Origin of the sequence: Paracoccus yeei ATCC BAA-599 (genome assembly GCF_000622145.1) — a bacterium.
GTDB classification, from domain to species: domain Bacteria; phylum Pseudomonadota; class Alphaproteobacteria; order Rhodobacterales; family Rhodobacteraceae; genus Paracoccus; species Paracoccus yeei.
Window position 1 is genome coordinate 64,886 of the sequence record NZ_JHWH01000021.1, and the last position, 24,289, is coordinate 89,174.

The window sequence follows — 24,289 nt, forward strand, 5'->3', positions numbered from 1 at the left end:
GACGAGCCGATGCCCGGGCGGCCCGAAACGACTTGCGCCATCGCCCCGGCTTTGGGCTATAGTGCCACGCAAAAAGACGTCGGCATGAGGGACGAGACATGTTTGCACGCAGCGCTGCGCGGCGCCTGGCCCGCGCCGCCCTGGCCTTGAGCCTGGGACTTGGCCTTGCTGTTCCGGCCATGGCCGACGGGCTTCGCATCCAGAAAAGCGGCAAGTCGCGCATCGCACAGTTCGAACGCCAGACCCGGCTGCTGGATTCGCGGCTGGCCGGGCAATACCAGCAATCCGCGCGGCTGCGGCCCAAGGGGACCTCGACGAAAAGCGTGGTGGACCTGGCCGTGCCGGGGACGATTCCCGCCTATTCCGGCAACCGGCGCAGCCAGTACCTGCCCCATGCCCGGGCGATGGCGCGCAAGCACGGCGTGCCCGAGGACCTGTTCCTGCGCCTGGTGCAGCAGGAATCGGGCTGGAACCCCTCGGCCAGGTCGAACAAGGGCGCGCGGGGGCTGGCGCAGCTGATGCCGGGCACCGCGGCCAAGCTGGGCGTGGACGCCAGCGACCCGATCCAGAACCTGGAAGGCGGCGCGCGCTATCTGCGGATGATGTACAACACCTTCGGGAACTGGCGGCTGGCGCTGGCGGCCTACAATGCCGGGCCGGGGGCCGTGCAGAAATACGGCGGCGTCCCGCCCTATCGCGAGACGCGGAACTACGTCCGCATCATCCACGGAAGCTGAGGGAAGGGGGCCGCATCGCGGCCCTTTCGCTTCAGAAGGTCGAGGGGATGATCCGCGTGTACTTGGTCCCGGCGATCGCCGCTCCGGCCATCAGGCCGGACTGGCCAAAGACCATCGCGATGATGGGCTGCTGCGCGCTCAGCGTGTCGCCGCCGACCGACATGCCCTTGGCGGGCAGGGCGTAATAGGCGCCCGCCTCGGCCACCCAGCCGGGGGCGCGGCGGAAATCCGACAGTGCCGCATCGGTCTGGAAGATCAGCACATGGGCGTATTGCTGGGCCCCGATCTGGAAGCCGACGCTGGCCTGCGTGGCAGAATAGTAGTCCACCGTCGCATTGTTGATGCGGAGCGCGCCTTGCCCATAGGCGCCGCCGACGCCGAAGCCCGCCTCGGTCATCAGCGGCATGTAAAGGACGCCCTTGGCCGATTGCAGCATGGGGGCGACGGCGGGATAGTTCTGCAGCAGGAAGTTGCGCGTCGCATCCACCCGCGCGTCCAGCCGCGCCGGAGCGTCCTGGCCCACCGCATTGTTGCAGGCCGCCAGCCCAAGCGCCGCGGCGCCCAGCAGCAGGCCGCGCCTGCTCATCGCGTTGAAATCCATATTCGCCCTCGTCCCATGAATGGCGGTGGACCCGCCCTTAGCTGTTGATGATACGTGCTTTCCCGGCGTCACGCCAGCCTTTCGGCCACTTGGGGGGCGTAATAGGTCAGGATGCCGTCGCAGCCCGCGCGGCGGAACGCGAGCAGGCTTTCCAGCACCACGTCGCGCGAAAGCCAGCCCTGGCGGATCGCGCCTTCCAGCATTGCGTACTCGCCGCTGACCTGATAGGCGAAGGTTGGCGCCGCGAACTGGTCGCGCACCATCCGGCAGATGTCCAGATAGGGCATGCCGGGCTTCACCATGACCATGTCGGCGCCCTCGGCCAGGTCGCGGGCGACGCAGCGCATCGCCTCGTCGCGGTTCGCGGGGTTGATCTGATAGGTCTTCTTGTCGCCGACCAGCCGGCCCGAGGCGCCCACCGCATCCCGGAACGGGCCGTAGAAGCCGCTGGCATATTTCGCCGCATAGGACAGGATCGCCACATCCTTGTGGCCCTCCTCCTCCAGAAGCGCCCGCAGCGCGCCGATGCGGCCGTCCATCATGTCCGAGGGACCAAGGATGTCCGCCCCCGCCTCGGCCTGGACCAGCGCCATGCGCCCCAGCGCCTCGACCGTCTCGTCGTTCAGGATCACGCCGTTACGCACGATGCCGTCGTGGCCGTTGGCGTTGTAGGGGTCCAGCGCGATGTCGGTCATCACCGCCAGATCCGGCGCCACCTCCTTGATGGCGCGGATGGCGCGGTTGCCGATGTTGTCTGGATCCCAGGCCCGTTCGCAGTCCTCGGTCTTCTGGTCCGGGTCCGAATGCGGAAAGATGCAGATCGCCGGAATGTCCAGCCGCATCGCGGTCTCGGCCGCCCGTTTCGCGCCGTCCAGCGTCAGACGCTCGACCCCCGGCATCGAGGGGATCTCGCCCGCGCCGCCCTCGATCTCGGTCACGAAGATCGGCCAGATCAGGTTCGCGGGGGTCAGGTTCACCTCGGTCGTCAAGGCGCGCAGGGCCGGGGTGCGGCGCAGGCGGCGCAGGCGGGTCAGCGGAAACGGGGCGATGATCGGGGTGGGAGACATGGGCGATCCTTGGCTTGCGGGGCCGGGGGCGGGGCCCGGCCAGATGCGCCCAAAGCCTGCACATTCAGTTGCAGCAGCGCAACCCCTGCCGGCCGGTCGCGCGGTCCGACGGTTTTCCTTTTCGTCGTCCGGGGTTAGGCTTATCCTGCCACCATGCGGGAGCTGACCGGACCTTGATCCAGGCCATACTGTCCATCCTCGACAGCCGATCCTTTGGCTCGATCTGGTTCTGGCTGCTGCTGGTGCTGGTCTGGGGCCACGCCGGCCGGCGCGTCCTGGGCGTTCCGGTCGATATCGCGCAGGCCGCCCGCGGGGGCGACGAGCCCGCCGCGCTGCTGCTGCTCGACTGGCTGTCGCTGACGCTGCCGCGCTGGCGGCTGGGCCCGAAGGAGGGCGCGGTTCTGCTGGGGCTTGGCGCCTTCGGGCTGAGCGCGCTGGCGGTGCTGGGCTTTGGCTATGGGCTGGAAATGGCGCAGGCGCTGGTTCTGCTGGCGCTGCCGCTGGCCCTGCTGCTGGCGCTGGAGGTCCAGCTGGCACGCCGCCTGTCCGCGATCGTCGCGGCGGCCGAGGCGGGCAGCCTGCCGGTGGACCGGGCGGGGCGTGCGGCCTCGAGCCTGATGCGGCGGCACCGGCGGGTGGTGACGCTGGCCTCGTTGCTTGCGGTGGCGGCGACGGCCTGGCGCGGCGCCCTGTGGCTGGTCGCCCATCCCTTCGGCTTCTGAAAGGCGCGTCTTGACTTCGGTCCCGCCCGCGCTAGGTCACACCGCATGGCCGAACATCTGATCCTTTCCGGGGCGCCCGAGGGCCTTGACGCGGCGCTGATCGCCCGCGAGCTGGCCCGAGGCGCGCCCGTCATCCATATCGCCCGCGACGACCGGCGCATGGCCGCGATGCGCGCGGCGCTTGGCTTCTTTGCGCCCCAGGCGGTGGTGCTGGAATTTCCCGCATGGGACACCACGCCCTATGACCGCGTTTCGCCCGCGCCTGCGGTGATGGCGGCGCGCATGGCGGTGCTGACCGCCCTGGCGCATGGTGCGATCAAGGGGCCCTTCGTCCTGCTGACGACCCTTGCCGCCGCCATGCAGCGGGTGCCGCCCCGCGATGCGCTGCGCGAGGCCAGCTTTTCCGCCCGCGTGGGCGACCGCATGGACGAAGGGGCGTTGCGCGCCTTTCTGGCCCGTATGGGCTTTTCCCAGGCGCCCACCGTGACCGAGCCCGGCGATTTCGCGGTCCGAGGCGGCATCATCGACATCTATCCCCCGGGCGATTCCGGCCCGATCCGGCTGGACATGTTCGGCGACGTGCTGGAATCGGCCCGCCGCTTCGATGCCGAGACCCAGCGCTCGACCGAGAAGCTGGACCACCTCGACCTGGCCCCGATGTCCGAGGTGATCCTGGACGAGGCCGCGATCACCCGGTTTCGCCAGAACTATCGCGCCGAATATGGCGGGGGCGCGAACGATCCGCTGTACGAAGGCATCAGCGCCGGGCGCAAGATGGCCGGGATGGAACACTGGCTGCCCTGGTTCCACGACCGGTTGGAAAGCCTGCTGTCCTATCTGCCCGAGGCCTCGGTGGTGGCCGACGACCATCTGGACCAGGTGCGCGACGCCCGGCTGCACACGATCCGCGAACAGTTCGATGCCCGGCGCGAGGCCCTGGCCCGCAAGGGCGGCACCGACACCGTCTATCGCCCGGTCCCGCCGCGAGCCATGTTCCCCGACGAGGCCGAATGGGCGGACTGGCTGAAATCGCATCGCGTGCTGCGTCTTTCGGTCCTGCCCCAGCCCCCGGGGCCGGGCGTGCTGGACGCCGGCGGACGGGTGGGGCGCAATTTCGCCCCCGAACGCCAGGCAGAAAAAGGAAACCTGTTCAAGGCGCTGGCCGATCACGTCCGCAGCCTGCAAGCCTCGCGCCGGGTGGTGATCGCCAGTTTCTCGGAAGGGGCGCGCGAACGTCTGTCGGGGTTGATCGCGGACGAAGGGATCAGGGGCGCCAAGCCCATCGCCGACCTGCGCGACCTGCCCGACCAGCCCGGCGCGCTGGGCCTTGCCGTCTGGCCGCTGGAGGAGGGCTTCACCTCGGACGGGCAGGCGACCGGGCCGCTGGCGGTGATTTCCGAACAGGACGTTCTGGGCGACCGGCTGATCCGGGGCGCGAAACGTCGTCGCAAGGCCGAGAATTTCCTGCGCGACACCACGACGCTGACCCCCGGCGATCTGGTGGTTCATGTCGAACATGGCATCGGCCGCTACAAGGGGCTGGAAACCGTGATGGCGCTGGGCGTGCCGCACGACTGCGTGGCGCTGGAATATGCCGGCGGCGACCGCCTGTTCCTGCCGGTCGAGAACATCGAGCTGCTCAGCCGCTACGGGCACGAAGAAGGCTTGCTGGACAAGCTGGGCGGCGGCGCCTGGCAGGCCCGCAAGGCGCGGCTCAAGGAACGCATCAAGCTGATCGCCGACAAGCTGATGCGCGTCGCCGCCGAACGCCTGCTGCGCCCCGCCCCGGTGCTGGAGCCCGAGCATCACGAGGTCGAAAGCTTCGCCGCCCGCTTCCCCTATGCCGAGACCGAGGACCAGGCCGCCGCCATCGCCGACGTGGCCGAGGACCTGGCCGCCGGCCGGCCGATGGACCGGCTGGTGGTGGGCGACGTGGGCTTCGGCAAGACCGAAGTCGCCATGCGCGCGGCCTTCATCGCCGCAAGCCAGGGCCGGCAGGTCGCCGTGGTGGCGCCGACCACGCTGCTCGCGCGCCAGCATTTCCGCACCTTTGCCGAACGCTTCCGGGGCACGGCGATCAACGTGCGCCCGCTGTCGCGCTTTGTGTCCGCCAAGGACGCTGCCGAGACCCGCAAGGGCCTGGCCGAGGGCACGGTGGACATCGTCGTCGGCACCCATGCCGTGCTGGCAAAGCAGGTCCGGTTCAAGAACCTGGGCCTGCTGATCGTCGACGAAGAACAGCACTTCGGCGTGGCGCACAAGGAACGGCTGAAGGAGTTGCGCAGCGACATCCACGTGCTGACCCTGACCGCGACGCCGATCCCGCGCACGCTGCAGTTGTCGCTGACCGGGGTGCGGGACCTGTCGATCATCGGCACGCCGCCGGTGGACCGGCTCTCGATCCGCACCTATGTCAGCGAATTCGACAGCGTCACCATCCGCGAGGCGCTGCTGCGCGAGAAATATCGCGGCGGGCAAAGCTTTTTTGTCGTGCCGCGCCTGGCCGACCTGCCCGAGGTCGAGGACTGGCTGAAAGAACACGTCCCCGAGGTGTCCTATATCGTCGCGCACGGCCAGCTGGCGGCGGGCGATCTGGACCAGCGGATGAACGCTTTCTACGACCGGGGCGCCGACGTGCTGCTGGCCACGACCATCGTCGAATCGGGGCTGGATATCCCGACTGCGAACACCATGGTCGTCTGGCGTGCCGACATGTTCGGCTTGGCACAGCTTTACCAGATCCGGGGCAGGGTGGGCCGGTCCAAGACCCGCGCCTATTGCTACCTGACGACCAAGCCGCGGGTGCCGCTGACCCCGCAAGCGATGCGGCGGCTGAAGTTCCTGGGCTCGATCGACAGCCTCGGGGCCGGTTTCAATCTCGCATCCCAGGACCTGGACCTGCGCGGTGCGGGCAACCTTCTGGGCGAGGAGCAGTCCGGCCATATCAAGGAGGTCGGCTTCGAACTGTACCAGCAGATGCTGGAGGAGACCATCGCCAAGCTGAAGTCCGGCGAGATCGAGGGTACGCCCGAGGACGAATGGGCGCCGCAGCTGAACCTGGGCGTGCCGGTGACGATCCCCGAAAGCTATATCCCGGACCTCGACGTGCGGCTGGGGCTTTATCGCCGGCTTGCGGAACTGACCACCAAGGTCGAACTGGAGGGCTTCGCCGCCGAGTTGATCGATCGCTTCGGTCCGCTGCCGCGCGAGGTGAACACCCTGCTGCTGGTCATCCGCATCAAGGCGATGGCCAAGCGGGCGAACATCTCCAAGCTGGACGCAGGGCCGAAGGGCGCGACGGTGCAGTTCCACGGCGACAAGTTCCCGAACCCCGCCGGGCTGGTCGCATTCATCCACGATCAGGGCGGCCAAGCCAAGGTCTCGGACAACAAGATCGTGGTGCTGCGCGATTGGCCCTCGGATGCGGACCGCATCAAGGGCGCCTTCGCCATCGCCAAGGATTTGGCGGCCAAGGTCAAGGAAGGCCGGGCGAAGGGATAGCAGGACGCTGCAAGGGGCTCTGCGCCGCGCGGCACCTGTGCGGCCTTTGCACGGCCGGAAACAAGAAAGGCGGCGCGTTTGGCGCCGCCTTTCTGGTCGATCAGTCCGCCGTCAGCAGCGGTGGCTTTGACTTGCTGAGGCGCGGGGCGTCCGGGCCGGTGATGTCGAACACCGGCTTGTCGTCCTCGATCCGCACCCGGACCACGCCGCCCTTGGTCAGGCGGCCGAACAGCAGTTCCTCGGCCAGGGGCTTCTTGATCGTCTCTTGGATCACGCGGCCCAGGGGGCGGGCGCCCATCTTGTCGTCATAGCCTTTTTCCGCCAGCCAGTTGGCCGCTTCCGAGGTCAGTTCGATATGGACGCCACGGTCGATCAGTTGTGCCTCGAGTTGCAGCACGAATTTCTCGACCACCTGGACGATGATATCGCGCGACAGCGGGGCGAAGCTGATGATCGCGTCCAGCCGGTTGCGGAATTCGGGCGTGAAGGTGCGCTCGATGGCGGCGGTATCCTCGCCCTCGCGCTTGTCGCGGCCAAAGCCGATCGCGGCCTTCTGCATGTCCGAGGCACCCGCGTTCGAGGTCATGATCAGGATCACGTTGCGGAAATCCACCTGCCGGCCGTTGTGGTCGGTCAGCTTGCCGTGGTCCATCACCTGCAACAGGATGTTGAACACGTCCGGATGCGCCTTCTCGATCTCGTCCAGCAGCAGCACGCAATGCGGATGCTGGTCGACGCCATCGGTCAACAGCCCGCCCTGGTCGAAGCCGACATAGCCCGGAGGCGCGCCGATCAGCCGGGAAACCGCATGTTTCTCCATGTACTCAGACATGTCGAAGCGCAGCAGTTCCACGCCCAGCGTGCTGGCAAGCTGCTTGGCCACCTCGGTCTTGCCGACGCCGGTGGGGCCGGCGAACAGATAGTTGCCGATGGGCTTTTCAGGCTCGCGCAGGCCGGCGCGGGCCAGCTTGATCGCCGAGGACAAGGCGTCGATCGCCGCGTCCTGGCCAAAGACCAGGCGCTTCAGCGTCGCGTCCAGGTCCTTCAGCACCGCCGCATCGTCCTTGGAGACGTTCTTGGGGGGAATGCGGGCGATCTTGGCGACCACCGCCTCGATCTCTTTCGGGCCGATGGTCTTGCGGCGCTTGCTTTCCGAAACCAGGTGCTGGGCCGCCCCCGCCTCGTCGATCACGTCGATGGCGCTGTCGGGCAGCTTGCGATCGTTGATGTAGCGCGAGGCCAGTTCCACCGCCGACTTGATCGCATCGTTGGTATAGCGGAGGTCGTGGTGCTTTTCGAAGCTGGGCTTCAGCCCCATCAGGATCTTGATGGCATCCGGCACGTTCGGCTCGTTCACGTCGATCTTCTGGAAGCGACGGGAAAGCGCGCGGTCCTTTTCGAAATGCTGGCGGAACTCCTTGTAGGTGGTCGAGCCCATGCAGCGCAGCTTGCCGCCCGAAAGCGCGGGCTTGAGCAGGTTCGAAGCGTCCATCGCCCCGCCCGAGGTCGCGCCGGCGCCGATCACGGTATGGATCTCGTCGATGAACAGGATCGCGTCAGGATGCTCTTCAAGCTCCTTGACGACGGCCTTCAGCCGCTCCTCGAAATCGCCGCGATAGCGGGTGCCGGCCAGCAGCGCGCCCATGTCGAGCGAGAAGATGGTCGAACCGGCCAGCACGTCCGGGGTTTCGCCCCGCGTGATCTTGAGCGCGAGCCCCTCGGCGATGGCGGTCTTGCCGACGCCCGGGTCGCCCACCAGCAGGGGGTTGTTCTTGCGCCGGCGGCACAGGACCTGGATGCAGCGCTCGACTTCGTCGGCGCGGCCGATCAGCGGGTCGACGTCGCCCTTCGAGGCCTTCTTGTTCAGATTGACGCAATATTTCGCCAGGGCGGATTCATCCTTGGCGGCCGGCTGTTCGGCCTGCGCCTGTTCGCCCGGCTGGTCGGCGCCCTGAACCGGCCGGCTTTCGGAAAAGGACGGATTCTTGGCCACGCCATGCGCGATGAAATTCACCGCATCGTACCGCGTCATGTCCAGTTCCTGCAGGAAGAAGGCGGCGTTCGATTCGCGCTCGGCAAAGATCGCGACCAGGACGTTCGCCCCCGTCACCTCGGTCCGGCCCGAGGATTGCACATGGATCGCCGCGCGCTGGATCACCCGCTGGAAGGCGGCGGTCGGCACGGCTTCCGAGCCTTCGACATCGGTGATCAGCGTCGAAAGATCGTCTTCGATGAATTCCACGAGCATCCGACGCAATTCGTCCAGATCGACGTTGCACGCCCGCATGACCTTGACGGCATCGGGCTCATCCGTCAGCGCGAGCAAGAGATGCTCGAGCGTGGCCAGCTCGTGGCGGTGATCATTGGCCAGCGCAAGCGCAGCATGGATGGCCTGTTCCAGCGTGTTCGAAAAGGACGGCACGTTTCAGCTCCTGTCAGTCGGCTGGCGGTATGGGCCGCCAAGATTTAGCGGTCCACCTGACCAGACTGTCACGATACAGTTAAGAATTGGTGGATTTTCGCGCAATTCAAGCGGTATCTGCATCCGCCCTTGCCGAATTTCCGGCGGCTGAGGAAGATGTGATGATCCGATGCCCCAATTTCAAGCAGCGACACTTTGCACCCGCCAGATGCGGATTTCGGGCGGCTGGGGTCGCCTGGCGGCTTGCTGCGTTGCACGAAGGCCTCAGAACGCGTCCTTCATGGTGCGAAGCCGTGCGAAAACATCGACATCCGGTGCGTCCGGCAGCCCCAGCGACCCCCTCAGGGCCGCAACGCGCAGGAAGGGATTGGTCGCGCGCTCATCCTCCAGCGTGGCCGGGGCGCAGGGCCGGCGGCCCGCCGCGGTGTCGTCCAGGCGTTGCCGCAAAGCCTCATTCCCCGGATCGACGGACAGGGCGAATGCGCCGTTGCCCCGGCAGTAGTCATGGCCCGAACAGACCAGCGTTTGGCCGGGCAGAGCGTTCAGCCGCGACAGGCTGTCCCACATCATCTGGGCGCTGCCCTCGAACAGGCGGCCGCAGCCGAGCGCCATCAGGCTGTCGGCGGTAAAGGCCAGGGCCGAGCCGGGCAGGTGAAAGGCGACATGCCCGACCGTATGGCCGGAGACGTCGATAACCTCGGCCGGCTCACCGCAGATGGTGATGGTCTCGCCCGTGCGAACGGGCAGGTCGAGCGGCGGCAGCCGGGCCGCGTCATCGGCATTGCCCATCACCCGCGCCCCGGTCGCCGCCACCAGATCAGACACCGCCTGGATGTGGTCGGCGTGGTGGTGCGTCAGGGCGATCAGGTCCAGCCCCCAACCCCGGGACGCAAGCTCGGCCAGGATGGGCGCGGCCTCGGGCGCGTCGATCAGCGCGGTCTGGCCGTTGCCATGCACCAGCCAGGCGTAGTTGTCCGTCAGGCAGCGTACGGCGATCCATTCCAGCGGCATTGGCAATTCCCCTGCTTTGCCCCAGTCTGGCGCGGTCGGACGAGGGGCGCAATGCATCACGACGTGATCGAACTGCGAAAGTTCTATTACACCCGGGCGCTGGGCCGGGTGGTTCAGCGCGTGCTGCGCGACCGGCTGGCCCAGCTTTGGCCGCCCGATCAATGCGGCGGGATGAGCGTCGTGGGCTATGGCTTTGCCGCGCCCCTGCTGCGGCCTTGGCTGGCGCGCGCGCGTCGCGTGACCAGCCTGATGCCCGGCCCGCAGGGCGTCATGGCCTGGCCCGCCGGCCTGCCCAACTGCTCGGTCCTGGCCGAGGAGACCGCCTGGCCGCTGGACACGGGCAGCGTCGACCGTCTGGTCCTGCTGCACGCGCTGGAAACCGCCGACCATCCCCATGCGGTGCTGTCCGAGGCCTGGCGCGTGCTGGGGCCGGGCGGGCGCATGCTGGTCATGGCGCCGAACCGCGCGGGGCTCTGGGCGCGGTCGGAAAAGACGCCCTTCGGCTTTGGCCGCAGCTATACGGCGGGCCAACTCGAGGCGCAGGCGCGGGACGCGGGCTTCGTCACCGAACGGACCGGGGCGGCGCTTTACATCCCGCCCTCGGACCGGCGCTTCTGGCTGCGCAGCGCGCATATGTGGGAACGCGCCGGCTTGCGCATCAGCCAGGTGTTGGTCGCCGGGGTCGTGATGACCGAATTCAGCAAGCAGGTCCAGGCGCCGGTGGGGCGGGTCGGCCGGGTCAGCGTGCCCAGCCCGCTCGACGTGCTGGAAGGCATCGCCCGGCCCAAGCCCGCCGGCAGCGGCAAGACCGCACGCCACGCGGGGCGCCTGCACCGGAATGGCCGGTAAGACGCGAATCTGTCCCCTTCCCGCCGGCCGTGCAACCGGCCAGGGGACCAGCCCGCCGCGTGTACCGTCCGGCGTTAGCGCAACCGGCGGCCATTCGCCGCCGCGGCGCTGATACCAAGGGCGCAAACCCTCGCATTTCCGTGTTCAATGCGGTTGCGGCAGGGGAAATCTGCTGCTAGAGACACGCCAGATTTCGGGGCGTCCAGCCCGGCACGGCCGGACCCCCTTGACCCGCGCTCCGCGACAGACCGTTCCCCAAAGGGACGGCCCGCCTGCGGAGCTTGCGCAAACCGGAAGGATGACCGTGGCCAATTCCGCTTCGATTTCCGCTGATATCGCCGGGCGTTATGCACAGGCCCTTTTCGATCTGGTGAAGGATTCGGGCGGCATCGATGCCCTGTCCGTGCAAATCGACGAACTGGCCCGGGCCTATGACGACAGTGCGGATCTGCGCGACCTGACCGTCTCGCCGCTGTACAATCGGGACCAGCAAGAGGCCGCGATCGCCGCCCTGGCGGCGCGCGCCGGCTTTTCGCCCGAACTGGCGAACACACTGCGCCTGCTGGCCCGCAACCGGCGCCTGTTCACGCTGCCCCAGTTCATCGCCAAGCTGCGCGGCCTGATCGCCGATGCCAGGGGCGAGGTGACCGCCGACGTGGTCAGCGCCCAGGAACTGACCGAGGATCAGAAGAACCGCCTAGTCGGCACGCTGCACGCCAAGACCGGCAAGAACGTCAAACTGAACGCGCGCGTCGATGAAAGCCTCATCGGCGGCATGATCGTCAAACTGGGCTCGCAGATGATCGACAGCTCGATCCGCTCCAAGCTCGCCTCCCTCCAGAATGCTATGAAAGAGGTCGGATAATGGGAATCCAGGCAGCCGAAATCTCGGCCATCCTCAAGGATCAGATCAAGAATTTCGGTCAGGACGCCGAGGTGGCCGAGGTCGGGCAGGTGCTGTCCGTCGGTGACGGCATCGCCCGCGTCTACGGCCTGGACAAGGTTCAGGCTGGCGAGATGGTCGAATTCCCGGGCGGCATCCGCGGCATGGTGCTGAACCTTGAAACCGACAACGTCGGCGTCGTGATCTTCGGCGACGACCGCTCGATCAAGGAAGGCGATACCGTCAAGCGCACCGGCGCCATCGTGGAAGTCCCGACCGGCAAGGGTCTGCTGGGCCGCGTCGTCGACGCGCTTGGCAACCCGATCGACGGCAAGGGCCCGATCGCCGACCCGATCATGGCCATTGCCGACGTCAAGGCCCCCGGCATCATGCCGCGCAAATCGGTGCACGAGCCGATGGCGACCGGCCTGAAGTCGGTGGACGCGATGATCCCCGTCGGCCGCGGCCAGCGGGAGCTGATCATCGGCGACCGCCAGACCGGCAAGACCGCCATCGCGCTGGACACCATCCTGAACCAGCAGAACTACAACGGCCGCGAGGCCGATGGCATGAAGACCCTGCACTGCATCTATGTCGCCGTCGGCCAGAAGCGCTCGACCGTCGCCCAGCTGGTCAAGAAGCTGGAAGAGACCGGCGCCATGGCCTACACCACCGTCGTGGCCGCGACCGCCTCGGACCCGGCGCCGATGCAGTATCTGGCGCCCTATTCGGCGACCGCCATGGGCGAATATTTCCGCGACAACGGCATGGACGCGCTCATCATCTATGACGACCTGTCCAAGCAGGCCGTGGCTTACCGCCAGATGTCGCTGCTGCTGCGCCGTCCGCCGGGGCGCGAAGCCTATCCGGGCGACGTGTTCTATCTGCACTCGCGCCTGCTGGAGCGTTCGGCCAAGCTGAACGAGGCCAATGGCGCCGGTTCGCTGACCGCGCTGCCGATCATCGAGACGCAGGCGGGCGACGTGTCGGCCTATATTCCGACCAACGTGATCTCGATCACCGACGGCCAGATCTTCCTGGAAACGGAACTGTTCTTCCAGGGCATCCGTCCGGCCGTGAACACCGGCCTGTCGGTGTCGCGCGTCGGCTCGGCCGCCCAGACCAAGGCGATGAAATCGGTCGCCGGCCCGGTCAAGCTGGAACTGGCCCAGTACCGCGAGATGGCGGCCTTTGCCCAGTTCGGGTCTGACCTCGACGCGGCGACGCAGAAGCTGCTGAACCGCGGCGCGCGCCTGACCGAGCTGATGAAGCAGCCGCAGTATTCGCCGCTGACCAACGCCGAGATCGTCATCGTCATCTATGCCGGCACCAAGGGGTATCTGGACAACATCCCGGTCGCGGACGTGACCAAGTGGGAACAGGGTCTGATCCAGTATCTGCGCAACCAGAAGGCCGACCTGCTTGACGACATGACCCGGAACGACCGCAAGATCGCGGGCGAACTGGAAGATGCGATCAAGGCTGCGCTGAGCGGTTACGCCAAGACCTACGCCTGAGAGGGGAGCTTTAGATGCCCAGCCTCAAGGATCTGAAAAACCGGATCGGCAGCGTCAAGAACACGCGCAAGATCACCAAGGCGATGCAGATGGTCGCCGCCGCGAAACTGCGCCGCGCGCAGGAAGCGGCCGAGGCTGCGCGTCCCTATGCCGACCGCATGGCCGCCGTCGTGGCCGGGCTGACCGCTGCGGCGGCCGGCTCGGACGGGGCGCCACGCCTGCTGGCCGGCACGGGCGAGGATCGGCGCCACCTGCTGGTGGTGATGACATCCGAACGCGGCCTCGCAGGCGGGTTCAACTCGTCCATCGTCAAGCTGGCGCGTCAGCGGCTGATCGAACTGCGCGCCCAGGGCAAACAGGTCGAACTGCTGACCGTCGGCAAGAAGGGCCGCGAACAGCTCAAGCGCGAATATGGCGACCTGTTCGTCCATCACGTCGACATGAGCGAGGTCAAGCGCATCGGCTATGACAACGCCCGTGAGATCGCGGACGAGATCCTGGATCGGTTCGACGCGGGCGGCTTCGACGTGGCGACGCTGTTCTACAACCGTTTCGAATCCGTCATCAGCCAGGTTCCGACCGCCCGGCAGATCATCCCCGCCGTGGTCGAGGAAGCCGCCGAGCCGGGTGCCTCGGCGCTTTACGACTATGAGCCGGACGAGGGCGCGATCCTGAACGACCTTCTGCCGCGTTCCGTGGCGACCCAGGTCTTTGCGGCGCTTCTGGAAAACGCGGCCTCCGAGCAGGGCGCGCGGATGACCGCCATGGACAACGCGACGCGCAACGCCGGCGACATGATCGACAGGCTGACGACCGAGTACAACCGCTCGCGTCAGGCCGCGATCACCAAGGAACTGATTGAAATCATCTCGGGCGCAGAGGCGCTCTGACACCGTAGGGGTTAAACACATGGCAGAGGCCAAAGGAAAAATCACGCAGGTGATCGGCGCCGTCGTGGACGTGCAGTTCGACGGCCATCTTCCTGCGATTCTGAACGCTCTGGAGACCGAGAACAACGGCAAGCGCCTGGTGCTGGAAGTTGCCCAGCACCTGGGCGAGAACACCGTCCGCACCATCGCGATGGACGCGACCGAAGGTCTGGTCCGCGGCCTGCCCGTGACCGACACCGGCGCGCCGATCACCGTTCCGGTGGGCGACGTGACGCTGGGCCGCATCCTGAACGTGGTGGGCGAACCCGTGGACGAAGGCGCGCCGCTGGCTGCCTCGGACAAGCGGGCAATCCACCAGCCGGCGCCGGACTTCGCCCAGCAGGCGACCTCGTCGGAAATCCTCGTCACCGGCATCAAGGTCATCGACCTGCTGGCCCCTTATTCGAAGGGCGGCAAGATCGGCCTGTTCGGCGGCGCGGGCGTCGGCAAGACGGTTCTGATCATGGAACTGATCAACAACATCGCCAAGGTGCACTCGGGCTATTCGGTGTTCGCGGGCGTGGGCGAACGCACCCGTGAAGGCAACGACCTTTACCACGAGATGGTGGAATCGGGCGTCATCAAGCCCGACAACCTGTCGGAATCGCAAGTGGCGCTGGTCTATGGCCAGATGAACGAGCCTCCGGGGGCGCGGATGCGCGTCGCGCTGACCGGCCTGACCCTGGCCGAGCAGTTCCGCGATTCGACTGGCACCGACGTTCTGTTCTTCGTCGACAACATCTTCCGCTTCACGCAGGCGGGTTCGGAAGTGTCCGCGCTGCTGGGCCGCATTCCGTCCGCCGTGGGCTACCAGCCGACGCTGGCGACCGACATGGGCGCAATGCAGGAACGCATCACCTCGACCAAGAACGGCTCGATCACCTCGATCCAGGCCGTCTACGTTCCGGCCGACGACCTGACCGACCCGGCGCCGGCGACGACCTTCGCCCACCTCGACGCCACGACGGTGCTGTCGCGCGCGATCTCGGAGCTCGGAATCTATCCGGCGGTGGACCCGCTCGACTCGAACTCGCGGATCCTCGACCCGGCCGTCGTGGGCGAGGACCACTACAATACCGCCCGCGCGGTGCAGGGCATCCTGCAGAAATACAAGTCGCTGCAGGACATCATCGCCATCCTCGGCATGGACGAACTGTCCGAAGAGGACAAGCTGACCGTGGCCCGCGCCCGCAAGATCCAGCGCTTCCTGTCGCAGCCCTTCGACGTGGCCAAGGTCTTCACCGGCTCGGACGGCGTGCAGGTCCCGCTGGAAGACACGATCCGGTCGTTCAAGGCGGTCGTGAACGGCGAATACGACCACCTGCCGGAAGCGGCCTTCTACATGGTCGGCGGCATCGAGGACGTGAAAGCCAAGGCGCAGCGCCTCGCCGCTGACGCGGCGTAAGGGGGCGACATGGCCGACACGATGCAGTTCGACCTGGTGTCGCCGGAACGGAACCTGGTGTCCGTCCCGGTGCGCGAGGTGCGCCTGCCCGGCGCCGAGGGCGACCTGACCGCGATGCCCGGCCACGCGCCGGCCATCGTGAACCTGCGCCCCGGCCTGGTCACCGTGGTCGCCGCGGACGGGACCTCGACGGAATTCGCGGTGACCGGCGGCTTTGCCGAGATCAACAACGATTCCGTCAGCCTGCTGGCCGAACGCGGCCACCCGCGCGCCGAGATGACGCAAGAGGTCTTCAACGAGATGATGGCCCAGGCGCATCGCCGCGTGAAGCAGGCGCAGGAGCGTTCCTCGACGGGCGAAGATATCGTCACCGCAGCCGTCAAGCTGCTGGCCGACATGGAGGCCTTGGGCACCCATATCGGACTGGACCCCAACCAGGCGAACTTCCCGCACTAACGTCTTAAATTCGAGGCAAAAACATGAAGCCCCGGCCAGTCCGGGGCTTTATCACATGCATATTCCGCTTCATTATCGGGGAAAGGAGGCAGGCGTTTGCACCGTTTCGATCATTTTGCCGTCGGCGTTGCGAACGGCATTGTCCATTTTTCGGGATTTGAAACAGACGGCCCGCTTTGGACGGGGCAGGGACCCCGCACCGAGCGGCGCCACATCCGATTTGACGAAGCCTTCGTGCGGCCGCCCGTGGTCCATGTCTCGCTGACGATGTGGGACATCTCGGTCGGTGGCAACCAGCGCGCCGATGTTCAGGCCATCGACATCGACGCCGAAGGCTTCGTGGTCGAGTTCCGCACCTGGGGCGATACCCGCGTGGCCCGTGTCCGGGTCGGCTGGATGGCTATCGGAGCGGTCCGCCACGTCACGGATTTCGACGTGGACTGACGCCGAGGGACCGGAGGGGCCCGGCCCCACCGGGTTCAACTGCGTTCCAGGTTCAGGCGGATCAGGTCGGTGGCGGGGCCCGGATGGGTGATCGGCAGCATATGCGCGGCTCCCGGCACCGTCGCCCGCCCGACATCCGGCAGGCGCGCGGCCAGAGCATCCGCGATCGCGGGAATGACCGGGGGCGAATCGCCCCCCATGACGATCAGCACCGGCGCATCGACCGATTCCAGCCCGCCGTCGCGCAGGATATTGGCACTGTCATGCGCCAGGGCGTCGTTGCCGGCGATGACCATGCCGATCTGCCGGGTCAGCCGGGCACGGCCGGCGGGGGTCTGCTGGTCCCAGTCGATGCCGCCCCAGACCTCCAGGAAACGGCGGGCTGCGTGTTCGGGCCGGCCGGCCTCGGCCAGGGCGTGGATATCCTCCAGCAGGCCGTCGTTCCCGGCCTCGGGCGCGGCGGCGAACAGCACGGGCTCGATCAGGGTCAGGCTGCGCACGGCCTCGGGCGCACCGACCGCGATGCGCAGGGCGACCGTGGCGCCCAGGCTGTGGCCGATCAGGTCCAGCGGGCGGGTGATCAGGGGCGCCACCTGCCGGGTGACATGGGTGTGGAAATCCGGCGGCTCGCCGGGCCAGTCGGGGCTCTGGCCGTGGCCGGGCAGGTCCGGGGCCGTCACCTGCACCAGATCCGCCAGCCCTGCGGCGATCGGGCCCCAGTAGCTCGCGTTGCCCATCATGCAATGCAGCGCCAGCGCCGGGCGGTCCTGCGTGCCCGGCCATGTCCGCAGGTGCAGCCCGGTCATAGGCGCGCCAGGTGCCTGTCCAGAAACGCCAGCCGATCCTGGCCCCAAAACCGCTGGTCCGTCTCGCGCACGATGTAGAAGGGGGCGCCGAAGGCCCCGGCCTCGATGGCGTCCTCCAGGTTGCGCTCATAGACCTGGGCGCCCACGAACAGGCCGGAATTGGCAAGCTCGGGGTCGAACCCCGCGTCCTTGAGCTTGGCGCGGATCACGGCGTCATCGGCGATGTCCTGATCCTCGGCCCAGACCGCGCGCAGGAAGCTGCGAACCAGCCCGCCCAGATCGCCGCCCCCCGCCTTCTGCGCCGCGATCACCGCATAGGACGACGGCGCGCCGTTCACCGGCATGAAGGCCGGCTTCAGGTTGAAGGGCAGGCCCAGGTGCTCGGCCAGGCGCGGCAGGTCCTGAGCGCGATAGTCCAGGCGGTTCTGGTGGCGCGCCGCCGGGCGCGTGCCGCCGGTGCGGTCGAACAACTGCCACAGGTCCAGCGGCTTGTAGGTGATCGTCGCGCCATGCCGCTGGGCGATCTGTTCCAGCTGGTCGCCGGCCAGATAGCAGTAGGGGCTGAATGTGCCCAGGTAATAGTCGATATGCGCCATGCGGGGCCTCCGGGGTTTGCGGGCAGGCTAGCTTGCTGATAAGCGAGGCGCAATCACACGAATCCAGCCTTATACGGAGCCAGCCATGCCGGCCATGACCGAACCCAAGCTGATCGCGGGCAACGCCAACCGGCCCCTGGCCAACGCCATCGCCCGCCGGATGTCCATGCACCGCGGCATGAACGTGGCCCCCATCGAGGCACGGGTCGAGCGGTTCAACGACCAGGAAATCTTCGTCGAGGTCTATGAGAACGTCCGGGGCGAGGACATGTTCATCATCCAGTCCACCTCGAACCCGGCGAACGACAACCTGATGGAGCTGCTGATCATGACCGATGCGCTGCGCCGGTCCTCGGCGTCGCGCATTACGGCGGTCATTCCCTATTTCGGCTATGCGCGGCAGGACCGTCGCGCCAAGGCCCGCACGCCGATCAGCGCCAAGCTGGTCGCGAACCTGCTGACCGAGGCGGGCGTGGACCGGGTGCTGACGCTGGACCTGCACGCGGCGCAGATCCAGGGGTTCTTCGACATCCCGGTGGACAACCTTTATGCCGCGCCGGTCTTTGCGCTGGATATCCAGCATCATTTCCGCGACCGGATGTCGGACCTGATGGTGATTTCCCCCGACGTGGGTGGCGTGGCGCGCGCCCGGGAACTCGCGCAGCGGATCGGTGCCCCTCTGGCCATCGTGGACAAGCGCCGCGAGAAGCCTGGCGAGATTGCCGAAATGACCGTGATCGGCGACGTCAGCGGCAAGACCTGCATCATCGTCGACGACATCTGCGACACGGCCGGCACGCTTTGCAAGGCGGCCGAGGTCCTGACCCAGCACGGCGCGACCGAGGTCCACGCCTATATCACCCATGGCGTTCTGTCCGGCCCCGCGGTCGAGCGGGTGCAGAAATCGGTCATGAAGACGCTGGTCATCACCGATTCCATCGAGCCGACCGAGCCGGTCCGCAACGCCAGCAACATCCGCATCGTGCCCACCGCGCCGATGTTTGCCCAAGCCATCCTGAACATCTGGAACGGCACCTCGGTCAGCTCGCTGTTCGAGGTGGACACGCTGGGCCCGATCTACGAAGGGCTTTATACCGCTTACTAAGGGGGTGTTCCGCGTCAGAGATAGCGCGGAAACTCGATCTTGGGGCAGCGATCCTCGATCACCGTCAGACCGTGGCGGCGGCCGCGCTCGGCCGCCTCGGGGTGCAGGATGCCAAGCTGCATCCAGATCGTGCGCAGATGCGGCAGGCAGGCGACCGCCTCCTCGACGATGGCGGGCACCGCGTCCGAGCGGCGGAAGATGTCCACCATGTCGATTCGCGCCTCGGCCGGGATCGAGGCGAGGTCGGGATAGACCTCTTCTTCCAGCAGCCGCGATTCCGCGTGGCTGGGATTGACCGGAATGACCCGGAAGCCCTGCGATTTCAGGTAACGCGCCACACCCCAAGCGGGACGCAACTCGTTCGGAGACAGGCCCACCATGGCGATGGACCTTGTTTCACGGGCGATTCGTGCAATGTCGTCGTCCATCGGCGATGAGCCGATATCCTTGAGAACGGCGAAATTCATTGTGATCCTCCCCCAGATCTCAATCTAAAGTGGCATATAAAAAGCGCCCGGTCCAGAAGTCTGGCCGGGCGCAAGTCGCGGAACGAGGGACAGTGATCTGAACACGAGCGTTCCGTGCCCATGTTCACGAAATAAATGCACACTGTGGCCGAAAGGTTCCACCCCTCTCGCGATAAAGTGAGGAGTTATTGCTTCAGACGCGCCCAGACCGCCTTGGCCTGTTCAAGGATATGCTGCGGATCGGCCAGAAAGCGTTCCTTGGCCTTTCGGGATCGCAAAAGATAGGTCTTTTGGTCCACCACCGCAAAGTAGCGCGGGTTTCCCGGCTCGGACCGGCCCTCGGACAGGGCCACGACGCACAGGCCGCCAAGCGCCGGCGCATAGGCGCGGGGGTTGGCCTCGAACAGATTGCGGTTCTGTTCGGACAGGAAGTGCCAGGTCTTACCGCGCCACAATGTCACGATGTCCGACCGGCCCGGAACTGCGGCCCCCTGGGTGCCGTAGGCCACCGGGTCGATTCCATCCAGCGCCCAGTCCTGCGCAAGCGCCCCCAGGGCGGGAAACGTCAGCACAAGGGCAAGGGCGGTAGTGCGGATCATGGGTCGGTCTGCCAAGCGGGTTCCTGTCGCCGGATCTGGCAAATCGCCCGCCGATTCTCAACCGGGGTGGCAATCTTATGATCGGGTTGTGATCCGGGCGCTCAGGCCCGTGAAGCGGCGTACAGCGCGACCGCCGCCGCGTTCGAGACGTTGAGCGAGCCGAACTCGGCCGCAAAGGGGATGCGCACGATCCGGTCACAGGTCTCGCGGGTGCGTTCGCGCAGGCCCGGCCCCTCGGCCCCCAGGACCAGGCACAGCGCCCGACCGGGCAGGGCATCCAGCGCCTCGGGCAGGGTTTCGGTGCCGGTGCCGTCCAGGCCCAGGATGACATAGCCCATGTCGCGCAGTTCGATCAGCGTATCGGCCAGGTTGCCGACCCGCAGATAGGGCTGGCGTTCCAGCGCGCCCGAGGCGGTCTTGGCCAGAGCCCCGGTTTCCGGCGCGGCATGGCGCGACGGGGCAATGACCGCGCGCGCGCCAAAGACCTCGGCCGAGCGCAGGATCGCGCCGACGTTGTGGGGGTCCGTGACCCGGTCCAGCGCGACCAGCAGCGGCTTGCCCGCGCCCCCCAGCGCAAGGTCGGCAAGCCCGCCCCATTTCAGCGGCTTCACCTCAAGCGCGGCGCCCTGGTGGACGCTTTCGGGGGGCAGCGGCACCAGCTTGTCGAAGGTCCGCGCATCCGAGATCTCGGGCTCGATCCCCTCGGGCAGGGGGCCGAGCCGGTCCAGCGCGTTCTGCGTGACGACCAGCCGCAGCTTGTCCCGCGCCGGGTTTGCCAGGGCATCGCGGACGGCATGCAGGCCGAACAGCCAGACCGTTTCGGCCGCCGCCGCCCGCCGGGCGCGTTCCTTGTCGATGACCCAGGCGGGCTTCTTGGACTTTTGCGGTTTCTCGGCCATGGCGCACCTTTGCTTTGGGATGGGTTGCGCAGAAATCGCGGCGGAATGCAAGATTGCTGCCCCGGCGCTCTCCCATCCCCGGGCGCGCATTTTTCGCACCATCCCGCTTGACGCCCCCGCGCGCTGCCGGTAATCACCCCGCACGCCGAGGCGTTCGGCGGGCGACGTGCTGCAAGGTGCGGCAGCGGACTGTAACTCCGCCGGGGAGACCCATGCCTGGTTCGATTCCAGGGTCGCCCACCATTCCCCCCGATCTCAAGTGCTTGACGGCTGGCTTCTTCTGGTGCGCCACATAAGTGAGCCACAGGATGCGCCTTGCCGCCTATTTGAGCCGATCCCGCCATGGGGTCTTTTACTTCCGCTGGCCGATCCCGGCCCGTCTTCATCCCGACCGGAAGCGCGGCCATGTGCGCCTGTCGCTACGGACCGGATGCCCGGCTACGGCGCAGCGACTATCTCGATTGCTGGTGCTGTCTGGACAATCGCGGCTTGCATCTGCATCTGCTTCTTGCATGCGGTATGATGAAATCAGGGGACAGGTGGCCCAGCACTTCCAAGAGTAGTTAGCCCGGTTCAAGGCTGGTGTGATGGAGAACGGCCCGCCTGACGAAGATCGCCAAGTGCTGATGCGGAACATCCGCGCCATGCTGGGCCAGAACTGGTCCGCTCATGCAGATCAGATCGGGGCAGATCAGGCTGCGCAGCAGGTGCGGGCGTTCTGTGAGCATCGGGGGATTGATTCTGACAGCCTCGATCCCAATGTGCGGCAAGGGCTGAATGAGGCGCTGGTGCATGGCGTCGGTGCGTTCTGGCAGGAGGCTGCCGGGTTTCTGGATAGCTTGGATCGGTTCGATTTGAGCCCCGCACTTCCGGTTGGTGCTGCCGTTGCGGCTGTTCCTGGCGATGCCCCCGCTACCCATGCCAGCTATCAGGATGTGCTGGTGGAGTATCTGACGGAGTTGCAGCGAACAGGGCAAGTCAGGGGAAAGACAGCAGACAGCAAGCGCGAGGCGCTAGCTTTGTTGGGGGAGATCACGCACAGCAAGCCTATAGCCGCCATGACCAAGGCCGACGCCAGGCGGGTGAAGGACGTACTGCTGCGCTATCCCAAGAACCGGAACAAGATGGCCGCTACCAAGGGCAAGCCGCTGTCTGACGTGCTGGACCTGCCCGGCGTGGAAACTATCGCCACACGTACCGTTAACGCGTATATCAGCGCCTTACAGACTTTCTTTGCCTGGGCCGTATCGCACGGCCACGCCTCCGAGAACATCTTCGACGGCACAAGAGTGAAGCTGTCGAAGCGCGCTAGGGACGATGGCAGGCAGGCATTCACCGACGATCAGTTGAAGCTGCTATTCAAGCATCTCACCAAGAACCCCGATAGACTGGTGCGCAATCAGGATCACAAGTGGATCAGTCTCATTGGTATGTTCACAGGGATGCGGTTGAACGAGATAGCCCAGCTTGATCTTGATGATATGCAGCAAGGTGATGACGGGTTGTGGTTCATTCGCGTGACCGATGAGGGAAGCCCGAACAAGCGCCTCAAGAACAGCGCGTCCCGTCGCCTTGTCCCGCTGCATGACCACTTGGTTGCCGCTGGACTGCCCGCGTTCGTGGAGGATCGCCGCAAGAGAGGCAGCGCGCGCCTGTTCCCTGCGTTGTCGTACAGCACACAGAACGGTTATGGTCGCAATCCCGGACGATGGTTCAACGACAGCCTATTGCCTGCGCTGGGGATGCAGGATGCGGGGCTGGTGTTCCACAGCCTGCGGCACACAATGGCGACGAAGCTGGCACGGGCTGATGTTTCCGACACGCAGGTAAAGGCTATCTTGGGGCATGAGCAGCACGGCGTCACGTTCAGCACGTACTTCCACGGCTTCCGGCCTGCGCAACTCAAGGCGGCAATCGACAAGTTCGAGTTTTAGGCAGGCCAGCCTGCATTCGGTTAGGATCGCCCCGTGACCTTCCAGCCCTTTGGCTTGCGGGGGTCCGGTTGTGCCGCCGTGCTTATCTCGATCACGGTCGAGCCATCAGGGCGCAGGGCAACCGCGCTTGGTGTCAGGCCGCACTGCTGGATCAGCCGTAGAGAACCATCGATCTGTTTGGAGGTGGCCTTCACGCGCCGGCGCGGCGGTGGGGCGGGGGGAACTACCACGGAACGCGCAGATGCGCGCAGCAGACCGAGAAGGGCTTGAAGCAGATCAGCCGTGATGCTCGGGGCAGCATCCTCGCCGGGGGCCGGATCAGGGAAGGCCGCTGCTGCTAGCCGCTGGATTTCATCCCCTGTCATTCCGGGCTGGCTGTCAGCGGTCAGTGGAAGGCCCAGCCCTTCTAGCCCAGCCTTGGTTTCAGACAGGCCGGCTACGACCTGATCCGTGCCGCGTTTGCTATTCCAATGCTGCTTCATATCAAGATGCCTCTGGGAGAGTCTGTGCCGACCGTAGGGCGACGTTTGTGCGGTCGGGTAGGGCGGTACTATTAAGTTGTCTTGTGGGCGCCCCCGGCGCCGCAGGCGGGCGCTGTAGCAGGGCCAGCCCGCAGTCAGCCGCGCGGCGATAGAATAGCTGACGCAGTGCGCGGCGGTGGAAGAACCATATCCTGCATTTGATTGACCCGCGCCAAATTGCATCATGTAGGCGAGAGTTCGGGACACGCCAGCCTTCCCGCGTGTCCCAGAACTGCATACCCGCTGAAAAATCCAGCCCGCCGATATCGTCTTGCAGTTCAGGATGCGGCTGGTTCCCTATGCGCGCCATGAGTTCGTCGCCGGACATCTGGCATAGTTCTTGCCAGGTTGTTCCTAGATGGACCATCAGGACAGCGGCGACCCTCTCAATGGTGCCTTTGGGGTGTTCGTGCCTGAATGCCTGCCAGTCTTGTTCGGACCATTGGCGGTCAGGCTTGCTGTTGGCCCGCGTTATGGGCCGGGGTGGGACGATGGCCCGGAGCAGCTTCTGGGAAACAGTGCCTTGCCGCGCTGCATGGGACAGTGCGTAGTGCAGAACCGTTCGACCGGCTGTTGGGCTGCTGCATGTCTGAACAATGCAGGGCTCTGATGATGTGACCGCCCCCCCGACGGCTTCGCTGTGCCAGGGTGGGTCTGGGACGATCCACAGAGGGGAGAGGTCATGTCGGAGATTACCACGATCGGGCTCGATCTTGCGAAGCATGTGTTTCAGCTTCACGGGGCCGACGCTTCTGGGCGAGCGGTGCTGCGCAAGAAGCTTCGGCGGGACCAGGTGCTGGCGTTCTTCAGCCAGCTAC

23 protein-coding genes, 1 tRNA gene and 1 pseudogene are annotated in these 24,289 nt (G+C 66.4%); 15 read left to right on the forward strand and 10 right to left on the reverse strand.

Features of this window, described 5'->3' with window-relative positions:
• Positions 1-98: 98 nt before the first annotated feature.
• Entirely contained in the window at positions 99-737 is a 639-nt protein-coding gene (locus tag BU28_RS0112775; RefSeq protein ID WP_028719828.1) for a lytic transglycosylase domain-containing protein, read from the forward strand.
• A gap of 31 nt (positions 738-768) precedes the next feature.
• On the opposite strand, the gene BU28_RS0112780 is transcribed toward BU28_RS0112775, so the two are convergent.
• On the reverse strand, positions 769-1,323 hold the full coding sequence (locus BU28_RS0112780) for a lipid-binding SYLF domain-containing protein (protein ID WP_088239192.1): 555 nt from the start codon (positions 1,321-1,323) through the stop codon (positions 769-771).
• An 83-nt stretch (positions 1,324-1,406) separates the two neighbouring features.
• A complete protein-coding gene (gene hemB / locus BU28_RS0112785) occupies positions 1,407-2,405 on the reverse strand; it encodes a porphobilinogen synthase (RefSeq protein ID WP_028719830.1) in 999 nt (332 codons plus the stop codon).
• Positions 2,406-2,578: 173 nt separating this feature from the next.
• Here hemB and BU28_RS0112790 point away from each other — a divergent pair, with 173 nt between their 5' ends.
• Together BU28_RS0112790 and mfd are read left to right on the forward strand one after the other, a co-directional pair.
• Positions 2,579-3,127, forward strand: a complete 549-nt coding sequence (locus BU28_RS0112790) for a hypothetical protein (protein WP_028719831.1) — start codon at positions 2,579-2,581, stop codon at positions 3,125-3,127.
• A 45-nt stretch (positions 3,128-3,172) separates the two neighbouring features.
• On the forward strand, positions 3,173-6,628 hold the full coding sequence (gene mfd, locus BU28_RS0112795) for a transcription-repair coupling factor (protein ID WP_028719832.1): 3,456 nt from the start codon (positions 3,173-3,175) through the stop codon (positions 6,626-6,628).
• A gap of 100 nt (positions 6,629-6,728) precedes the next feature.
• Here the strand turns inward: mfd and clpA are convergent, their stop codons facing one another.
• Together clpA and gloB are read right to left on the reverse strand one after the other, a co-directional pair.
• Complete coding sequence (gene clpA / locus BU28_RS0112800; RefSeq protein WP_028719833.1) at positions 6,729-9,050, reverse strand: ATP-dependent Clp protease ATP-binding subunit ClpA; 2,322 nt, start codon at positions 9,048-9,050, stop codon at positions 6,729-6,731.
• Between the two features lie 264 nt (positions 9,051-9,314).
• Positions 9,315-10,061 carry a hydroxyacylglutathione hydrolase gene (gene gloB, locus BU28_RS0112805; RefSeq protein WP_028719834.1) on the reverse strand — a complete coding sequence of 249 codons (747 nt, stop codon included), beginning with the start codon at positions 10,059-10,061 and terminating at the stop codon, positions 9,315-9,317.
• Positions 10,062-10,112: 51 nt separating this feature from the next.
• Between gloB and BU28_RS22935 the strand changes: the two genes are divergently transcribed.
• The 7 genes from BU28_RS22935 to BU28_RS0112840 all read left to right on the forward strand — a co-directional run bounded on the left by BU28_RS22935 (position 10,113) and on the right by BU28_RS0112840 (position 16,544).
• Positions 10,113-10,910, forward strand: coding sequence for a class I SAM-dependent methyltransferase (locus BU28_RS22935; protein ID WP_036762831.1), 798 nt, complete (start codon positions 10,113-10,115; stop codon positions 10,908-10,910).
• Positions 10,911-11,214: 304 nt separating this feature from the next.
• On the forward strand, positions 11,215-11,775 hold the full coding sequence (locus BU28_RS0112815) for a F0F1 ATP synthase subunit delta (RefSeq protein WP_189654915.1): 561 nt from the start codon (positions 11,215-11,217) through the stop codon (positions 11,773-11,775).
• Complete coding sequence (gene atpA, locus BU28_RS0112820; protein WP_028719836.1) at positions 11,775-13,310, forward strand: F0F1 ATP synthase subunit alpha; 1,536 nt, start codon at positions 11,775-11,777, stop codon at positions 13,308-13,310. The genes BU28_RS0112815 and atpA overlap by 1 nt, the downstream gene beginning before the upstream one ends.
• Positions 13,311-13,324: 14 nt before the next feature.
• Entirely contained in the window at positions 13,325-14,200 is an 876-nt protein-coding gene (locus BU28_RS0112825; protein WP_028719837.1) for a F0F1 ATP synthase subunit gamma, read from the forward strand.
• A gap of 19 nt (positions 14,201-14,219) precedes the next feature.
• Entirely contained in the window at positions 14,220-15,644 is a 1,425-nt protein-coding gene (gene atpD / locus BU28_RS0112830; RefSeq protein WP_028719838.1) for a F0F1 ATP synthase subunit beta, read from the forward strand.
• Positions 15,645-15,653: 9 nt separating this feature from the next.
• Positions 15,654-16,100, forward strand: coding sequence for a F0F1 ATP synthase subunit epsilon (locus tag BU28_RS0112835; protein ID WP_028719839.1), 447 nt, complete (start codon positions 15,654-15,656; stop codon positions 16,098-16,100).
• Positions 16,101-16,196: 96 nt separating this feature from the next.
• Entirely contained in the window at positions 16,197-16,544 is a 348-nt protein-coding gene (locus BU28_RS0112840) for an H-type lectin domain-containing protein (protein WP_028719840.1), read from the forward strand.
• Positions 16,545-16,579: 35 nt separating this feature from the next.
• On the opposite strand, the gene BU28_RS0112845 is transcribed toward BU28_RS0112840, so the two are convergent.
• A complete protein-coding gene (locus BU28_RS0112845) occupies positions 16,580-17,350 on the reverse strand; it encodes an alpha/beta fold hydrolase (protein ID WP_028719841.1) in 771 nt (256 codons plus the stop codon).
• Positions 17,347-17,946 carry a 2-hydroxychromene-2-carboxylate isomerase gene (locus BU28_RS0112850; protein ID WP_028719842.1) on the reverse strand — a complete coding sequence of 200 codons (600 nt, stop codon included), beginning with the start codon at positions 17,944-17,946 and terminating at the stop codon, positions 17,347-17,349. The genes BU28_RS0112845 and BU28_RS0112850 overlap by 4 nt, the downstream gene beginning before the upstream one ends.
• A gap of 85 nt (positions 17,947-18,031) precedes the next feature.
• Here BU28_RS0112850 and BU28_RS0112855 point away from each other — a divergent pair, with 85 nt between their 5' ends.
• On the forward strand, positions 18,032-19,051 hold the full coding sequence (locus BU28_RS0112855) for a ribose-phosphate pyrophosphokinase (protein WP_028719843.1): 1,020 nt from the start codon (positions 18,032-18,034) through the stop codon (positions 19,049-19,051).
• 14 nt (positions 19,052-19,065) lie between these two features.
• Here BU28_RS0112855 and BU28_RS0112860 read toward each other — a convergent pair whose 3' ends face one another.
• The 3 genes from BU28_RS0112860 to rlmB all read right to left on the reverse strand — a co-directional run bounded on the left by BU28_RS0112860 (position 19,066) and on the right by rlmB (position 21,016).
• Entirely contained in the window at positions 19,066-19,518 is a 453-nt protein-coding gene (locus BU28_RS0112860) for a CoA-binding protein (RefSeq protein WP_028719844.1), read from the reverse strand.
• Positions 19,519-19,703: 185 nt separating this feature from the next.
• Positions 19,704-20,132 carry a YHS domain-containing (seleno)protein gene (locus BU28_RS22940; RefSeq protein WP_224767387.1) on the reverse strand — a complete coding sequence of 143 codons (429 nt, stop codon included), beginning with the start codon at positions 20,130-20,132 and terminating at the stop codon, positions 19,704-19,706.
• 86 nt (positions 20,133-20,218) lie between these two features.
• Positions 20,219-21,016 (reverse strand): 23S rRNA (guanosine(2251)-2'-O)-methyltransferase RlmB, encoded by a 798-nt coding sequence (gene rlmB / locus BU28_RS0112870; protein WP_028719845.1) that lies wholly within the window; start codon positions 21,014-21,016, stop codon positions 20,219-20,221.
• A gap of 159 nt (positions 21,017-21,175) precedes the next feature.
• Between rlmB and BU28_RS0112875 the strand changes: the two genes are divergently transcribed.
• The 3 genes from BU28_RS0112875 to BU28_RS0112880 all read left to right on the forward strand — a co-directional run bounded on the left by BU28_RS0112875 (position 21,176) and on the right by BU28_RS0112880 (position 22,950).
• Positions 21,176-21,259: transfer RNA gene (locus BU28_RS0112875), tRNA-Tyr, on the forward strand.
• 65 nt (positions 21,260-21,324) lie between these two features.
• Positions 21,325-21,579 (forward strand): DUF6538 domain-containing protein, encoded by a 255-nt coding sequence (locus tag BU28_RS26800; protein WP_415839777.1) that lies wholly within the window; start codon positions 21,325-21,327, stop codon positions 21,577-21,579.
• 24 nt (positions 21,580-21,603) lie between these two features.
• A complete protein-coding gene (locus BU28_RS0112880) occupies positions 21,604-22,950 on the forward strand; it encodes a site-specific integrase (RefSeq protein WP_028719846.1) in 1,347 nt (448 codons plus the stop codon).
• Positions 22,951-22,970: 20 nt separating this feature from the next.
• On the opposite strand, the gene BU28_RS25480 is transcribed toward BU28_RS0112880, so the two are convergent.
• The gene (locus BU28_RS25480) at positions 22,971-23,432 is read right to left on the reverse strand and encodes a hypothetical protein (RefSeq protein ID WP_143809723.1); all 462 of its coding nucleotides are present in this window, start codon (positions 23,430-23,432) and stop codon (positions 22,971-22,973) included.
• A gap of 721 nt (positions 23,433-24,153) precedes the next feature.
• Between BU28_RS25480 and BU28_RS25485 the strand changes: the two are divergent.
• Positions 24,154-24,289: pseudogene (locus tag BU28_RS25485) on the forward strand (IS110 family transposase); the annotation flags it as partial.

Excerpts from the sequence above, each read along its gene's own strand:
- gloB (WP_028719834.1), bottom strand. The coding sequence starts at position 10,061 with ATGCCGCTGGAATGGATCGCCGTACGCTGCCTGACGGACAACTACGCC.
- BU28_RS26800 (WP_415839777.1), top strand. The coding sequence starts at position 21,325 with ATGCGCCTTGCCGCCTATTTGAGCCGATCCCGCCATGGGGTCTTTTAC.
- BU28_RS0112860 (WP_028719844.1), bottom strand. The coding sequence starts at position 19,518 with ATGAATTTCGCCGTTCTCAAGGATATCGGCTCATCGCCGATGGACGAC.
- rlmB (WP_028719845.1), bottom strand. The coding sequence starts at position 21,016 with ATGGCCGAGAAACCGCAAAAGTCCAAGAAGCCCGCCTGGGTCATCGAC.
- BU28_RS25480 (WP_143809723.1), bottom strand. The coding sequence starts at position 23,432 with ATGAAGCAGCATTGGAATAGCAAACGCGGCACGGATCAGGTCGTAGCC.
- atpD (WP_028719838.1), top strand. The coding sequence starts at position 14,220 with ATGGCAGAGGCCAAAGGAAAAATCACGCAGGTGATCGGCGCCGTCGTG.
- BU28_RS0112835 (WP_028719839.1), top strand. The coding sequence starts at position 15,654 with ATGGCCGACACGATGCAGTTCGACCTGGTGTCGCCGGAACGGAACCTG.
- BU28_RS0112825 (WP_028719837.1), top strand. The coding sequence starts at position 13,325 with ATGCCCAGCCTCAAGGATCTGAAAAACCGGATCGGCAGCGTCAAGAAC.
- BU28_RS0112880 (WP_028719846.1), top strand. The coding sequence starts at position 21,604 with ATGGAGAACGGCCCGCCTGACGAAGATCGCCAAGTGCTGATGCGGAAC.
- atpA (WP_028719836.1), top strand. The coding sequence starts at position 11,775 with ATGGGAATCCAGGCAGCCGAAATCTCGGCCATCCTCAAGGATCAGATC.
- mfd (WP_028719832.1), top strand. The coding sequence starts at position 3,173 with ATGGCCGAACATCTGATCCTTTCCGGGGCGCCCGAGGGCCTTGACGCG.
- BU28_RS0112845 (WP_028719841.1), bottom strand. The coding sequence starts at position 17,350 with ATGACCGGGCTGCACCTGCGGACATGGCCGGGCACGCAGGACCGCCCG.
- hemB (WP_028719830.1), bottom strand. The coding sequence starts at position 2,405 with ATGTCTCCCACCCCGATCATCGCCCCGTTTCCGCTGACCCGCCTGCGC.
- BU28_RS0112855 (WP_028719843.1), top strand. The coding sequence starts at position 18,032 with ATGCCGGCCATGACCGAACCCAAGCTGATCGCGGGCAACGCCAACCGG.
- BU28_RS0112775 (WP_028719828.1), top strand. The coding sequence starts at position 99 with ATGTTTGCACGCAGCGCTGCGCGGCGCCTGGCCCGCGCCGCCCTGGCC.
- BU28_RS0112780 (WP_088239192.1), bottom strand. The coding sequence starts at position 1,323 with ATGAGCAGGCGCGGCCTGCTGCTGGGCGCCGCGGCGCTTGGGCTGGCG.
- BU28_RS0112850 (WP_028719842.1), bottom strand. The coding sequence starts at position 17,946 with ATGGCGCATATCGACTATTACCTGGGCACATTCAGCCCCTACTGCTAT.
- BU28_RS22935 (WP_036762831.1), top strand. The coding sequence starts at position 10,113 with ATGCATCACGACGTGATCGAACTGCGAAAGTTCTATTACACCCGGGCG.